The sequence below is a fragment of the Synechococcus sp. MW101C3 genome, from assembly GCF_002252635.1.
Classification (GTDB): Bacteria; Cyanobacteriota; Cyanobacteriia; order PCC-6307; family Cyanobiaceae; genus MW101C3.
This window is the reverse complement of sequence record NZ_NQKX01000003.1, coordinates 287,816-301,293: the sequence shown is the minus strand read 5'-3', so window position 1 is coordinate 301,293 and position 13,478 is coordinate 287,816. Positions and strand designations below refer to the sequence as shown.

Annotated in this window: 12 protein-coding genes; 9 read left to right on the top strand and 3 right to left on the bottom strand. The window is 66.8% G+C overall.

The window, feature by feature from the left end; genetic code table 11:
- Window positions 1-12 precede the first annotated feature (12 nt).
- From CJZ80_RS05455 to CJZ80_RS05445, 3 genes are read left to right on the top strand one after another with little or no spacing between them, the layout of a single operon-like run.
- Window positions 13-975 carry a rhodanese-related sulfurtransferase gene (locus CJZ80_RS05455; protein WP_233132831.1) on the top strand — a complete coding sequence of 321 codons (963 nt, stop codon included), beginning with the start codon at window positions 13-15 and terminating at the stop codon, window positions 973-975.
- The gene (locus CJZ80_RS05450; RefSeq protein WP_094511035.1) at window positions 972-2,042 is read left to right on the top strand and encodes a DUF952 domain-containing protein; all 1,071 of its coding nucleotides are present in this window, start codon (window positions 972-974) and stop codon (window positions 2,040-2,042) included. The genes CJZ80_RS05455 and CJZ80_RS05450 overlap by 4 nt, the downstream gene beginning before the upstream one ends.
- Window positions 2,039-2,569 carry a hypothetical protein gene (locus tag CJZ80_RS05445; protein ID WP_094511034.1) on the top strand — a complete coding sequence of 177 codons (531 nt, stop codon included), beginning with the start codon at window positions 2,039-2,041 and terminating at the stop codon, window positions 2,567-2,569. The genes CJZ80_RS05450 and CJZ80_RS05445 overlap by 4 nt, the downstream gene beginning before the upstream one ends.
- Here CJZ80_RS05445 and gap read toward each other — a convergent pair.
- Complete coding sequence (gap, locus tag CJZ80_RS05440; RefSeq protein WP_094511033.1) at window positions 2,551-3,549, bottom strand: type I glyceraldehyde-3-phosphate dehydrogenase; 999 nt, start codon at window positions 3,547-3,549, stop codon at window positions 2,551-2,553. The genes CJZ80_RS05445 and gap overlap by 19 nt on opposite strands.
- Before the next feature lie 784 nt (window positions 3,550-4,333).
- Between gap and CJZ80_RS05435 the strand changes: the two genes are divergently transcribed.
- The 4 genes from CJZ80_RS05435 to CJZ80_RS05420 all read left to right on the top strand — a co-directional run bounded on the left by CJZ80_RS05435 (window position 4,334) and on the right by CJZ80_RS05420 (window position 9,897).
- Window positions 4,334-5,452 (top strand): NAD(P)/FAD-dependent oxidoreductase, encoded by a 1,119-nt coding sequence (locus CJZ80_RS05435; RefSeq protein ID WP_158217438.1) that lies wholly within the window; start codon window positions 4,334-4,336, stop codon window positions 5,450-5,452.
- Window positions 5,449-6,720: a pyridoxal phosphate-dependent aminotransferase gene (locus CJZ80_RS05430; RefSeq protein WP_094511031.1), complete on the top strand. Its 1,272-nt coding sequence runs from the start codon at window positions 5,449-5,451 to the stop codon at window positions 6,718-6,720. The genes CJZ80_RS05435 and CJZ80_RS05430 overlap by 4 nt, the downstream gene beginning before the upstream one ends.
- 259 nt (window positions 6,721-6,979) lie before the next feature.
- Window positions 6,980-8,740 carry a bifunctional diguanylate cyclase/phosphodiesterase gene (locus CJZ80_RS05425; RefSeq protein ID WP_158217437.1) on the top strand — a complete coding sequence of 587 codons (1,761 nt, stop codon included), beginning with the start codon at window positions 6,980-6,982 and terminating at the stop codon, window positions 8,738-8,740.
- Window positions 8,740-9,897, top strand: coding sequence for a GGDEF domain-containing protein (locus CJZ80_RS05420; RefSeq protein WP_094511029.1), 1,158 nt, complete (start codon window positions 8,740-8,742; stop codon window positions 9,895-9,897). The genes CJZ80_RS05425 and CJZ80_RS05420 overlap by 1 nt, the downstream gene beginning before the upstream one ends.
- Before the next feature lie 9 nt (window positions 9,898-9,906).
- Here CJZ80_RS05420 and lipA read toward each other — a convergent pair whose 3' ends face one another.
- Both lipA and recR read right to left on the bottom strand, forming a co-directional pair.
- The gene (lipA, locus tag CJZ80_RS05415) at window positions 9,907-10,815 is read right to left on the bottom strand and encodes a lipoyl synthase (protein ID WP_094511028.1); all 909 of its coding nucleotides are present in this window, start codon (window positions 10,813-10,815) and stop codon (window positions 9,907-9,909) included.
- 46 nt (window positions 10,816-10,861) lie between these two features.
- A complete protein-coding gene (gene recR, locus CJZ80_RS05410; protein ID WP_094511027.1) occupies window positions 10,862-11,443 on the bottom strand; it encodes a recombination mediator RecR in 582 nt (193 codons plus the stop codon).
- A gap of 126 nt (window positions 11,444-11,569) precedes the next feature.
- Here recR and psbP point away from each other — a divergent pair, with 126 nt between their 5' ends.
- On the top strand, window positions 11,570-12,154 hold the full coding sequence (psbP, locus tag CJZ80_RS05405; RefSeq protein ID WP_094511091.1) for a photosystem II reaction center PsbP: 585 nt from the start codon (window positions 11,570-11,572) through the stop codon (window positions 12,152-12,154).
- A 35-nt stretch (window positions 12,155-12,189) separates the two neighbouring features.
- The gene (locus tag CJZ80_RS05400) at window positions 12,190-13,470 is read left to right on the top strand and encodes an FAD-dependent oxidoreductase (RefSeq protein ID WP_144036941.1); all 1,281 of its coding nucleotides are present in this window, start codon (window positions 12,190-12,192) and stop codon (window positions 13,468-13,470) included.
- Window positions 13,471-13,478 lie beyond the last annotated feature (8 nt).

Genomic DNA, 13,478 nt, shown 5'->3' with positions numbered 1-13,478 from the left:
CTGCCGTTCCGGGTGGCGGCCTTCTACCGCTTCACCCCCATCCCCCAGCCCGCTGAACTGCGCCAGCAATTGCTGCAGGTGGGCCAGGCGGCGGAGCTGCGGGGCACGGTGCTGGTGGCGGCTGAAGGGGTGAACGGCACCATCTGCGGCAGCGCCGCCGGAGTTGAAACGCTGCTGGAGCTGCTGCGCAGCCAATCCGGCCTGGCCGGTCTGGAGGCCAGAACCTCCTGGTGTGGGGTGCAGGCCTTTCATCGCCTCAAGGTGCGGCTGAAGCGCGAAATCGTCACGATGGGCTGCGCTGCGGTGCAGCTGACGCCCCCGCCCGCAGAGGAAACGGCCACGCCGGCCTCCAGGCCCGGCACCCCCGTGCTGCCCCAGGCATGGCAGGAGCTGATCGCTGATCCCACCACGCTGGTGATCGACACCCGCAACAGCTATGAAGTGGCGCTCGGCAGCTTCACCGGGGCGATCGATCCGGGTCTGGAGAGCTTCCGGGAGTTCCCCCTCTGGGTGGATCAGCAGCTGGCTCCCCTGGTGGAGGCCCGCCGCCCGGAGCGTCTGGCCCTGTTCTGCACCGGCGGCATCCGCTGCGAGAAGGCCACCGCCTACCTGCGACAGCAGGGCTTCGAGGGGGTGCACCACCTTCAGGGGGGCATCCTGCGCTATCTGGAGGAGGTGCCGACCGAGCAGAGCCACTGGCAGGGCGAGTGCTACGTGTTCGACCAGCGGGTGGCGCTGAATCACCGGCTTGAACCCGGTGGCTTCAGCCTCTGCCACGCCTGTGGTCTGCCGCTTTCGCCTGCGGATCGCCAGCTCGACAGCTACGTGCAGGGGGTGAGCTGCCGTCACTGCCGCGATCGCTTCAGCGACGCCGACCGCGCCCGCTTCGCCGAGCGCCAGCGGCAGAGCACGCTGGCCGCCAGCCGCGGGGGCCGGCACATCGGGGCAAGGGCGGGCGGCTCCCCCTGCCCATGAATTGCGGCCTGCCGGTGCTCTACAGCTTCCGCCGCTGCCCCTATGCGATCCGGGCGCGGCTGGCGATCGAGCGGGCCGGCCTGCTGGTGGAGCTGCGTGAAGTGCGGCTGGCGGCCAAGCCGCTGGAGCTGCTTCAGGCCTCACCCAAGGGCACGGTGCCGGTGCTGGTGCTGGAGGATGGCCGGGTGATCGAGCAGAGCCTGGAGATCATGGCCTGGGCGCTGCACCAGCATGATCCCGACGACTGGCTGTTGCGCCGTGGCGGTACCCCCGGCTTCGGTGCGGCTGCTGCGCCTGCGGCGGAGGCGCAACGGGAGATGGCCGCGCTGATCCACTGCAACGACGAGGTGTTCAAGCACCACCTGGATCGCTACAAGTACGCCAGCCGCCACCCTGAAGCCGATCCGCTGGTCCACCACGAGGCGGCCCTGCAGGTGCTCGGCGACTGGAACCTGCGGCTGGAGCAGGCCGCCGGTGCTGATGGGGTCGCCTGGCTGCTCGGGCCCAGGCCATCGCTGGCCGATCTGGCTCTGCTGCCCTTCGTGCGCCAGTTCCGCCTGGCGGATCCTGCGGGGTTCGATGCCCTGCCGGGCCTGGCGGCGCTGCAGGCCTGGCTGGGCCGCTTCCTCGCCAGCGCCCCCCTGGCGGCGGTGATGGCCCCGCAGGAGCCCTGGAGCGACGACGCTCCTGGCCGACCCTTCCCTGCCGGGCGTCTGGTTCATCACCTGGCCCTGGCTGCCGACTGGCAGGACGCCTGCCGTGCGGGCGTCTACCGCCGCTCCACCCGCGGCCTCAGCCTGGAGCAGGTGGGCTTCATCCATGCCTGCTTCGCCCATCAGCTGGCGGCCACCCGGGCCCGCTTCTACGCCGATGGCCCCGAACTGGTGCTGCTCTCGATCGATCCCGCTCGGCTCACGGTGCCGCTGCGGCTGGAGTCCTCAGCCGGCAGCGCGGAGCTGTTCCCCCACATCCACGGCCCGCTGGCCCTCGACGCGGTGGTGGCGGCGGAGCCATTGGATCTTCAGCTGGCGGCCTCACCGCGCACGGCAGTGCGGCAAGCGGCATGAGCAGCGCGGCGCCTTCCCTCGAACCACTGCCGTCGCTGGACGACCTGGAGCGCTGGGCGGCGGCCAAGGGCCTGCTGCTGCGCCTGCAGGTGGACCGGCGCCTGGGGGTGTGGACGCTGCGGGTGGGGGTGGCCTGCATCCGGCCGGAGGGCCCGCCTGCGCTGGTCGGTGAGCTCAAGGGCTGGGCGCTGCCCACCGCCGCCGGTCTGCAGCTCGACACCATGCGTGTGGTGCAGGCACCGCCGGCGGTGGGCCCGCTGATCTGGGCGGCCACGTTCGCCTGGGCGCTGGAGGCCACCCCCTGCCGGCGCGCCCGCCTGCTGGCGATCCGCGATGAGGAACGCCAACATCGCCGCCTGGTGCGGTATTTTCGCCGCCTCGGCTTCACGCCCCAGCGGGAGCTGGCCGCCGGCGTGGGCGACCTGCCCCTGCGGCTGGTGTGGGGCGGCTCCGGCCTGTTGATGTCAGGCCGTTGCGAAGAAGGGCTGAGGCGATCCGCCCGCCTGGCTCAGCGGCTGGCGATGTGACGGATGAGGTCTACGCATTTGCAGGAGTAGCCCCATTCGTTGTCGTACCAGGCCACCACTTTCACGAAGGTGTCGGTAAGGGCGATGCCCGCATTGGCATCGAACACCGAGGTGCAGGTTTCGCCCACGAAATCCGCTGACACCACCTCATCCTCGGTGTACCCCAGCACCCCTTGCATCGGCCCTTCCGCCGCCGTCCGCATGGCCTCTTTGATGGCGTCGTAGGTGGTGGGGGTGGCCAGATTCACGGTGAGATCCACCACGGACACATCGGGGGTGGGCACCCGGAACGCCATGCCGGTGAGCTTGCCGTTCAGGGCAGGAATCACCTTGCCCACCGCCCGGGCCGCTCCGGTGGAGGACGGGATGATGTTCTGCCCGGCACCTCGCCCGCCGCGCCAGTCTTTTACGGAAGGGCCGTCCACGGTTTTCTGGGTGGCCGTGGTGGCATGCACGGTGGTCATCAGGCCGGAGCTGATGCCGAAGCTGTCGTGCAGCACCTTGGCGATCGGTGCCAGGCAGTTCGTGGTGCACGAGGCATTGGAGACGATGTCCTGACCGGCGTAGCTGGTGTGATTGACCCCCATCACGAACATCGGGGTGTCGTCTTTCGAGGGAGCGGAGAGCACCACCTTGCGCGCGCCGGCTTCGATGTGGGCCCTGGCCGTGGCATCGGTGAGAAACAGGCCGGTGGCCTCCAGTACCACCTCGGCCCCCACCGCCCCCCAGGCCAGGGCTTTCGGATCCCGCTCGGCGCTGACCCGTACCGGGTGGCCGTTCACAATCAGGTTGTTGCCGTCGATCTCCACATCCCCCTTGAAGCGACCATGGGTGGAGTCGTAGCGGAGCATGTAGGCGATATAATCGATATCCATCAAATCGTTGATGCCGACAACACAGATGTCTTCGGTTTCAAAGGCACGACGAAACACAAGCCTGCCAATTCGCCCGAATCCGTTGATGCCGATGGTGATGGTCATGGAAGAAGCCTCTGGCGTGATGCCGCGTGTGACTCCCGCAAGGTTGCTTCCTTGCAGGCGATCTGACGACACTGTGCGGGTGTTGGATGCATCGCCATCCAATCCTTACAGGGCGTTGGGAGGGCTCTGCAACGGCTGACAGGGTTTGTCGTGAATGGTTGGCCAGCGCGTTGCCCTGTGGCAAGCGAGTGTTGGGGACAAGGGCGCACCGATGATTCGCATGTGGTCAGCGAGTTTCTTCCGAATGATTTCCCCTTTGCCGCTGATGCCGCCTGTCCGCTTTTGCTGCAGCGATCACCTGTCCGCCTCCGGTCCGCTGAGCGACTGGTCCGTGAGGCGTGGCGGGTGTACCCAAGAGGCTTGCTGATGGTGTTGGTGGGTGAATCCGGAACAAAGGATGTGAACCGGCACCGCATCTGGCACGGATTGCAGCCGCTCTGCTAACACAAATGGTGGTTGGAGCGGGCTGGTTGCCAGGAATCCACCAGATCTCCTGTGAGACCCCACGGCCAGCGAAGGGCTCACTGCGCCTGGGGAGCAGATGATCAGGCCGCAGATGAAGCAGGTAGGCGCAAGTGGCGAGCTCAAGCGTCTCTCATGAAAATCTTGCCATGCTCACATTCTGCTCCAATGATGTTGCGGCTTGAAGTTGTCTTGGTGGCCCATACATGCAGTGCGAACGTGTTCTTTGATGCACGCTTCTTCACCTGCTCGCGAGAAGATCTGGTTTCACAGTTCTGAATCACTGGAGCGAAGGTCGATGGGGCCGCTGGGTCTTTCTGAGATGAAGGTGGCCGTCATCGGCGGCGGTGTGGCTGGCCTGGCCCTGGCCCGCTCCCTCTGCCGCGGCGGCGCCGGCGGCGGTGAGCGGATCAACGTGTTCGAGCGCTCCACCACCATGGACCGCCAGGGCTTCGGCTTCCTTGTGCTGGAGAACGGCCAGCGCGCCCTGCAGTCGCTCGGCATTGATGTGTTGGCCAGTGGTATCGGCCATGCGCTTGAGCGGGTCTCGATCCTTTCCTCCTGCGGGCGCTCGATTGCCCAGCACCCCGTCACCCACACCATCGCGGTCGACCGCCCCTCGCTGCTGCGGGCACTGGCTGACGGATTGCCCCGCGGGGTGATTCAGTTCAATCACCGCTTTGAAGCCTTCGAGCACGACCGCGACCGCATGCTCTCGGCCTCCTTCGCCTGCGGCGGTCAGGCCACGCTGGTGCGCCACAGCGCTGATGTGTTCGTGGGCGCTGATGGGGTCAACTCCCGCTGCCGTGCCCACCTCACCGCCGATCGCCCCTCGGTGCCGCCGCGCCGCGCCCGGGTCAACGAGATCGTCGCCTGTGTCCATCTGCCGGCGGTGGCGGCCACCCTGGGCCACCGCTTCGTCAAGGTGCTCGATCCCAGCGGCGGGTTTGCGGTGGGGCTGGTGCCCCTGGCCAAAGGGCGGGTGATCTGGTTCGTGCAGTTCGACAGCCACCGTTTCGCGCCCCCGGCGCCTGGCGCCATCTCCTCCTTCCTCGACACCCACCTGCGCAGCTTTCCGCAGTTCGTGCGTGAAACGATCGAGGCCACCCATCCCTCCCTGCCCCATCTCTGGCAGCCGCTCGACATCGATCCCCCGCCCCGTCTGGCACGGGGCAACCTGGTGCTGGCGGGCGACGCGGCCCATCCGTTGCTGCCCTTCACCAGCCAGGGCGCGAATACGGCGCTGGAGGATGCGGTGTGCCTCTCCGAGCAGCTGCTGGCCTGCCGGCTGCCTATGGATCTCAACCGGGCCCTGAGCACCTACCACCACCAGCGCCATCCGTCGCTGAAGCGCTACCTGCACGCCGGGCGCACGATGGCGGCTCAGTTCGTGCGTCCCCCGGCCGAGGTGGAGAGTACGTCTTTGCCACTGGCGAAATGAATGGGGCTGAAGGCGTCCGTTTCGACGATGACGCCGTTCCTTTCGAACTGCTGCGTGAGCGGGCCTACAACATGCGCTGGGCGGAGCAGGCCGAAGGGGTGATTCCCCTCACCGCCGCCGATCCCGACTTTCCCGCAGCACCGGTGATCAGGGAGGCCGTGATCCGCTACGCCAGCGGCGGAGTGTTCAGCTATGGCCCGGCGGGGGGGCTGCCCTCCTTCCGCGCCGCCGTGGCCACCTACCTGCGCCAGGAGCGTGGGGCCGATGTGAGCGCGGCTGGGGTGATCGCCGTGGACAGCGCCGCCGCGGGCCTGGCCATGGTGGCCCTCCAGTGGCTCCGCCCGGGGGATGAGGCGGTGGTGTGGGATCCGGCGGATTTCCTCTTTGCCCACACCGTGCGCGCCGCGGGGGCCACGCCGCTGTTCTGGAGCCTCGACCGCCATGCCCCACTTGATCTTGAGGCGCTCGACAGGCTGATCAGCCCGCGCACGCGCCTGTTCTGCCTCTGCAACCCCCACAACCCGCTGGGCCGCTGCTTCCGGCGCGATGAGCTCGAGGCACTCGGCCGTTTCTGCCTGGAGCGCGGCATTCGCGTGCTCAGCGATGAGATCTGGAGCGAGGTGGTGTACCCGCCGGCGGTGTTCACCAGCTGGCTGGCGCTTGAGCCGGCCCTGGCGGCCCAGGGTGCCGTGGTGCATGGCTTCTCGAAATCCTTTGCCCTGGCAGGCCTGCGGGTGGGCTATGTGGCCATGGCCGATGCCGAGGCCTGTGCCCGCATGCTGGCGGCCAGTGAGCAGCCCGCCACGGTGGCTGGGGTGGCCACCCTCAGCCAGGTGGCGGCGGAGGCGGCCTATTCCCCGGAGGGGCTGCGGTGGTTGCAGGCCTTCCAGCAGCATCTGCTGGAGCGCCGCAATCAGGCCATCACGCTGCTGCGGGCCATGCCCGGCGTTGAAGTGGAGACGCCCGATGCCACCTACGTGGCGCTCGTGCGGGTGCCGGGCGGGGAGAGGGGTGTGGAGCCCCTGACAGAGTGGCTGCTGCAGCGGCATCGGCTGGCCGTGGTGCCCGGCAGCCCCCGCTGGTTCGGGGCAGGGGCAGCGGGCCACATACGCCTCTGCTTCGCCACCTCTGCGGGAGTGCTGGCCGAAGGTCTCGATCGGCTGGCACGGGGCCTGCGGGAATGGCCACGCCTGGGTGTGTCAGTCGTTGAGGATCCTGCGATTAGTCTGTTGCAATGCGCACCGGGCCGGCGGGACGGCAATGGATAAGCTCAGATTCTTATCAATGAACCTGGAATGAAGCTGGAGTGATTCAAGGCTGCCTGCACCGCTTTCCCCTCATTAGCAGCCACCTTCTCAGAGGGTCCGCAGCTTCACCGAGCTACTCCTCCAACAACTTCCATGGTGATGCCGTGTCCTCTTCTCGCCTCCAGCTCCGCTCACCCGCTGGCTCGGTTGATGCCGTAGGGGCCTGGTGTTCAAGTCCGAGCTGCTTGTGCCCATGGGCCCCTCCCTATGCAGTGATCCCATGAGGAGCGAGAGCGAGCACACCTCCACGGGTATCCCCTGGTCGTTGAGGGCCCATGCTGCCATCCTTGCTGCTTTTTCCATTGAGGACCCATCCACCACAAATGAAGTGGTTGACCAGCTGGCGCTGGCGCTCAAAGCCGATGTAGCGGCCCTAATCACCAACCAATCCTTCCGTTGCTCGGTGGGTCTGAGTGCGGAAGATCAGGCCCTGCTGTTGCGGGTTGCGGCGGACCGTCCCACGGAAGTGCGCTTGGCTACGGGGCTGCGGCAGGTTCACTGGTGCCTGCTTTCAGGCCTGGATGTGTTGCTGATTGCTCGCTATCAGACCCCCTTCGACCTTCAGGAGCGCTGGCTGCTCGAGGCCATGGCCCAGAGCCTGCAGTTGTGTGCACAGGTCAGCAAGTCGATGCTGGCGGAGCGATCCGCCACCCGTGCAGCCATGGATCAATCGAGCTACGACCTGCTGACGGGGCTCCCGAACCGCAGCCGCGTGCTCAGCCAGCTGGCGCTCAGCCTGGAATCGAACCTGCGCAGCGGTGGCAGTAAGGGATCATTGGCGGTTCTTTTTATCGACATTGACCGATTTAAGTTGATCAACGATGCCCATGGCCACACCACTGGAGATCGTTTTCTGATCACGGTGGCCAAGTGCCTGCGGCAATGTGTGCGTTCCGGTGATCTTGTGGGGCGTCTTTCCGGCGATGAGTTCATCATCGTCAGCTCAAGTTCTTCGCAAGAATCGGTTCAGGCTCTTGGGGCACGTATCATCGATCTGATTGGCCGGCCGATGACGATCGGCAGCAAGTTGCTCAGTCATTCGGCCTCGATTGGTGTGGCGATCGCCAATGGCAGGGACACCGCTGAAGTGCTGATTGAAAATGCCGATATGGCAATGTACAAAGCGAAGGCCAGCGGGCGGGGCTGCCTGGCTTACTTCGACCAGCAGATGAGAAACACCGCCCTCAAGGCAGCCACTTTGGAACAGGATCTCCGAAGAGCGCTTGCAGCCGGCGAAATCACCTCCTATTACCAGCCGATCTTTGATGTTCACGACCATAGGATTCTCGGCTTCGAATCCTTGGCCCGTTGGCAGCACCCGATGCACGGCCTGATCTCTCCCAGCGAATTTATTCCAGTGGCCGAAGAAAGTGGGCTGATTGTGCAGATCGATTCAATCGTGCTTCAGCAGGCCTGCAAGCATATGGCTCGTTGGCATGCGGTCTGTCCAGATCAGAAATTAGGCCTTTCGGTGAATCTGTCTGTCCGTAGTCTGCTGGATCCTGGCACGCCAAAGCAGATCGCCATGGCGCTGTTCGAATCGAACTTTCCAGCGGACCGCCTTTACATCGAAATCACCGAAACGATGCTGATCGAAGATGTTGATGCAACCCTTCGAGCCTTCCGGCAGATCAAGGCCTTAGGGGCCAACCTGGCCATCGACGACTTTGGCTCAGGATACACCTCCATGCGATATCTCAAGCGTCTGCCGGTTGAGGTTCTGAAGATTGATAAATCCTTCATCGAAGGATTGGGCAGCAACCAAGAGGACGAAGTAATCGTTAAAGCGGTGATCAGCATGGCCAAGGCGCTGGGCCTTCATGCGATCGCGGAGGGGGTGGAGCGGCAGGAGCAGTTGGACGTGCTCCGGAAACTTGGCTGTGATTATATTCAGGGATATCTAGTCGGACGCCCTCTGAATGCTCCCAACACCCTTGCGCTGATTCAGTCGCGCTCTGAAATGCTTGCCGACTGCGTCTGATGTTTGAACCCTTCCCCCTGTTCGATGATCACCAGGAGTTGTCGGCCGTTCCCATGATTGGCTCCGGCTCTTCAAGGCGCCATCAGCTGCAGCTCAAGGCCATCCGAGCGTTGAAGGCCACCTGGGTGGAGGCCGATCAAACCTTTCCACCTCCTTATCGCAATCCAGCTGATCTTCTCCAGCACGGCGTCAGGCATCTGGTGGCCGCCGGCTTCCCGCTGCACCGCATTGCTCTGGCGCTGGTTCCGATCGAAACCGGCCAGGGTGGCATTCAGTATTGGTGGGATGTGGAGAACCCGGAGGTGGTGCGTTCCTTCTTCCGGGGCAGTGAGTTCTTTGCCGGCATGGATCACCGCACCAGCGTGCTGCATGCGGTGTGTGAGAAGAAAGCCCCCGAACGTCTGCTGCTGGAAAACCTCAAGCCCGATGATATCCCCTATGCACTGGCCAGAGATATGCGCCGTGAGCGTTACACCGACTACATCGCCGTGCCCCTTGGCAGTGATGGCAGCCATGAGCTGATTCTCACGATGGCCACCCAGCGGCCCGGAGGGTTTCTGTTGTGGGAGCTGGCGGCGCTCAAACGCCTGGTGGGCACCATGGTTCCCACCGTCCTGGCCTGCGTGGGCCATGAAGGCCGCCAGTGGGGATGGCGGGATCCGCTCACGGCACTCTCCAACCGTGGCAGCTTCGAGCAGCAGCTCAGTCAACAGATTGCCTTGTCGCGCGTTACCGGTGATCCGTTCTCCCTGGTGATCCTGGATCTCGATGATTTCGGCGCCTACAACGACACCTTCGGCCATTTCTGTGCCGACGACAGCCTGCAGGCGATCGCCAGGCTGCTCACCCGGCGACTGGGCGCCGACAACCCCTTGCTGGCACGAGTCGGTGCGGATGCCTTTGCCATCCTCTTGCCTTCGGTCACCGGTGCGGAAACCGAGCGCCTTGCCGCTGAGTTGCTGGTGGAGATCCAGGGCCTGAGGATCGCCCATCCCCCCGCTCTCGATCCGTTCATGAGCGCCAGCGTTGGAATCGAAACCCATTGGCCGCTGCTCGAACCAGAAGATGCCCAGGCCAGTGAACTGCTTGCCCGTGCTGAGATCGCCCTCAACCGCGCACGTCAGACCAAACGCTCCTGCCAGCTGATGCCGCAATGACCCGCCGGCTCAGCCGGCAGCGTGGTAGCTGCTGCGCACCAACGGCCCGCTGCGCACCTGAGCGAAGCCCAGGGTGGTGGCGATCGCCCCCAGCTGCTCGAATTCCGCCGGAGTCCAGTAGCGCGCCACCGGCAGGTGGGCCAGGGAAGGGCGCAGGTACTGCCCCAGCGTCAGGCGTTGGCAGCCCACGGCCCTGAGGTCGCGCAGGGTGGCCACCACCTCCTCACTGGATTCGCCCAGCCCCAGCATCAACCCTGATTTGGTTGGGATCTGTGGCGCCAGCTCCCGCGCCGCCGCCAGCAGGTTCAAGGAGCGGGCATAGGTGGCGCCCCGCCGCACTTCCCCCTGCAGCCGCTCCACCGTCTCGAGGTTGTGGTTGAAGCACACGGGCCCGGCGGCCAGCACCTGCTGCAGGCGGTGCCGCTGGGCGGCCCGGCCGTTGGCCTCCTGCCGGTGCCCACCCCAGAAATCGGGAGTTAGCACTTCGATCGCGATCAGTGGGTTGTGCCGCCGGATCGCGGCCATGGTGGCGGTGAACAGGGAAGCGCCGTGATCGGCCTGATCGTCGCGGGCCACGGCGGTGAGCACCACGTAGCGCAGGCCCATGCGCTCCACCGCCTGCGCCACCCGCTCGGCCTCAGCCGGATCGATCGGCAGAGGGGCCTGGCCTTTCTCTACCTGGCAGAAGGCGCAGCTGCGGGTGCAGATCGGGCCCCCCAGCAGAAAGGTGGCTGTTCCTGCCGCATAACACTCGCCCCGGTTGGGGCAGCGCCCCTCTTCGCAGATCGTGTGCAGCCGCTCCTGCTTCACCACCGCCTGCACCCGCTCCAGCTCGGAGGCGTTGCCCAGCGGGCGCCGCAGCCAGGGTGGAAGCCGCTCGGCCGGAGGGATGACGCTGTAACGGCTGCGGGAACCCATGACCGTCAGGCTATCGAGCGCGTTGCGCCCATCCGCCGCCTGCCGTTCATCCGTCCATCCGTCGCCGGCCTTCCATCGCCCGGGCCAGGGTCACTTCATCGGCGTATTCCAGTTCGCTGCCCACCGGCAGGCCGTAGGCGATCCGGCTCACGCTGGTGAACGGACGCAGCAGGCGGGCCAGATAGAGGCTTGTGGTGTCCCCCTCCACACTCGGTGTGAGCGCCAGGATCACTTCGCTGATGCCTTCCTGATCCACCCGGTTCACCAGCGGTTGCACGTGCAGCAGCTCCGGTCCGATGCCATCCATCGGCGAGATCAGGCCACCGAGCACGTGGTAGCTGCCTTTGTATTCGCGGGTGCGCTCGATGGCCAGCAGATCACGGGAATCGGCCACCACGCACAGCAGCCCGGTCTGGCGCTCCGGCTGGAGGCAGATCTCACAGAGGGCTTCGGCGGAGAGGTGGAAGCAGCGCTGGCACTGGCCCACCTGGCTGCGGGCGGCGAGCAGGGCATCGGCGAAGGCGCGGATCTGTTCTTCCGGCTGGCGCAGCAGATGCAGGGCTAAGCGCTGGGCGGTGCGGGGGCCGATGCCCGGCAGGCGCTCGAACTGGTCGATCAGCCGGGCCAGGGGACGGGTGAAGCCGCTCAGAGAACTGACGCGAAGACCCCGAATCTAAAGACGCTGCCAAGAGCTCCCGGCCTGCCGGCCGACAGAATGGCGCCGGTGCTCCCCCATCCCGCCGCCCTTGCCGCCATGCCTCTCCGCTTTCTCCAGCCGGATCTCCGGCCCTGGTTCAGCCGCCTGCTGGCCGTGCTGCTCGGGGCCTTGATCGCTGGTGGTGGGCTGGCGGGCTGCAGCGCCGCGGCCGCCGGGCTGAACGCCTTCCAGAGCCCCGATGGCCGTTATGCCTTCCTCTATCCCACAGGCTGGACGCGCGTGGTGGTGAGCGATGGCCCCCAGGTGGTGTTCCACGACCTGATCAACAGCGATGAAACACTCAGCCTGGTGATCTCCGATGTGAATGCAACCAACGACCTGAGTGATCTCGGCAGCGCCGTGGCGGTGGGTGAAAAGCTGCGGCGCGTGGTGATCGCGCCGGCCGGCAGCGGCCGTGAGGCGGAACTGGTGGAGGCGGTGGAGCGCCAGGACGGTGGCCATACGTTTTACGACCTGGAGTACGCGGTGCACCTGGCGGATCGCGACCGCCACGAACTGGCCACGGTGGTGGCTGACCGGGGTCGGCTCTACACCCTGGCGGTGAGCACCAACGAGGCCCGCTGGGGCAAGGTCAAGGAGCTCTTCCATAACGTGATCACCTCCTTCACCCTGCAGATCTGAGGCGGCCCGGCGGCAGCAGGGTGGAAGCGGAGCTCATGCGGGGGGCTGGACCCATCGACGATGCTGCGGCCCTGGACGATGCTGCGGCCCTGCCAGGTTCCGCAGCCGGCGGCCCGGTGGTGGTCATCGGTGCGGGGCTGGCCGGTGGCCTCCTTGCCCTCGAACTCGCGGGCCTGGGTCTGCCGGTGACGGTGGTGGACGGGGCGGGGCCTGCCGCCACGCCGCTCAGCTACGGCGGCATCCCCTGGTGGGCCGGGCCTCCGGGCCCGCTCGACAGCTGGATGGCCGCCGCTCCGTCCCACTGGCGCCGCTTGGAGGCGCGCCATGGCCCCCTGGGCCTGAGCCCCTGCGATCTGGTGCTGCATTGGCCCGCCGCCGCTGACGCCGCTGCGCGGCAGCGGCAGGAGGGGGTGCTCCAGCAGGTGGAGGGCCTGGCCCGCCGTCACCTCGGAGCCGATCAGCTGCAGCACGGCCCACCGCTGACGGGCGCAGCCGGCGCGGCCGGGGCGGCGTCTCCAGTGGCTGCGGCGGCAAGCGGCGCTGGAGGCACCCTGCGGCTCGGCTACGCCAGGGTCGATGTGGGGGTGCTTGCGGTTGCCCTGCCCGGGGCGTTGCGCGCTGCCGGGGTGCGGCGGCTCATCCAGCGGGTGTCGGTCATCGAGCCCACGCGCTCTGGCTGGCGCCTGCGCTTGGAAGCGGCCACCGATGGTGTGGGCGACACCTTGTGGGCCCGTCAGGTGGTTCTGACTGCCGGAGCCGGTTGCCGCGCGCTCTGGCCGGCATTGCCGCAGCGCCTGCGGGTCAGCTGGGCCGGCGCACTGCTGGTGGATCGCCTGCCGCTGGCGCTGCCCTCTGGCGGCGCCATCGTGATGCCGTTGCTGGGCCAGCGGCAGGGACTGGAAGACCGCTCCGCCCAGCTGGCAGCGCCTGAGCTGATCGTGGATGTGGGCTGGGCGCCGAGCGGCGCGGGCTGGCTGCTGGGCCAGAGCTCCCTGGTGCGCCCCGACCCGGGCCAGGGTCCGCCCCCCGACCCCCGCCACACCGAGCTGTGCCTGCGCCAGGCGTTTGCGGGGCTGCTGCCGGCACTGGCGGAGCTGCCGGGTCGCTTCGTTCAGGTGCCGGTGAGCTTCACGAATCCGGGCCTGCCCCTGGTGGGAGCGGTGGCGGGTGACCCTGGCCTGTGGGTGTTCGCCGGTTTCGGTGGGCCCTTTGCGTTGGTGCCGGCCCTTGCGCCGCTGCTGGCGGCCGCCATCGCCGGTGATCCGGCTGCCCTGGCCACGTTGCCCGGCGCCGCCCCCGTGGCGGGCGGGGGCTGACAGGAACC

Coding starts and splice junctions, on each gene's coding strand:
- CJZ80_RS05450 (WP_094511035.1), top strand. CDS start 972: ATGAATTGCGGCCTGCCGGTGCTCTACAGCTTCCGCCGCTGCCCCTAT.
- CJZ80_RS05445 (WP_094511034.1), top strand. CDS start 2,039: ATGAGCAGCGCGGCGCCTTCCCTCGAACCACTGCCGTCGCTGGACGAC.
- gap (WP_094511033.1), bottom strand. CDS start 3,549: ATGACCATCACCATCGGCATCAACGGATTCGGGCGAATTGGCAGGCTT.
- CJZ80_RS05435 (WP_158217438.1), top strand. CDS start 4,334: ATGAAGGTGGCCGTCATCGGCGGCGGTGTGGCTGGCCTGGCCCTGGCC.
- CJZ80_RS05430 (WP_094511031.1), top strand. CDS start 5,449: ATGAATGGGGCTGAAGGCGTCCGTTTCGACGATGACGCCGTTCCTTTC.
- CJZ80_RS05425 (WP_158217437.1), top strand. CDS start 6,980: ATGAGGAGCGAGAGCGAGCACACCTCCACGGGTATCCCCTGGTCGTTG.
- CJZ80_RS05420 (WP_094511029.1), top strand. CDS start 8,740: ATGTTTGAACCCTTCCCCCTGTTCGATGATCACCAGGAGTTGTCGGCC.
- lipA (WP_094511028.1), bottom strand. CDS start 10,815: ATGGGTTCCCGCAGCCGTTACAGCGTCATCCCTCCGGCCGAGCGGCTT.
- psbP (WP_094511091.1), top strand. CDS start 11,570: ATGCCTCTCCGCTTTCTCCAGCCGGATCTCCGGCCCTGGTTCAGCCGC.
- CJZ80_RS05400 (WP_144036941.1), top strand. CDS start 12,190: ATGCGGGGGGCTGGACCCATCGACGATGCTGCGGCCCTGGACGATGCT.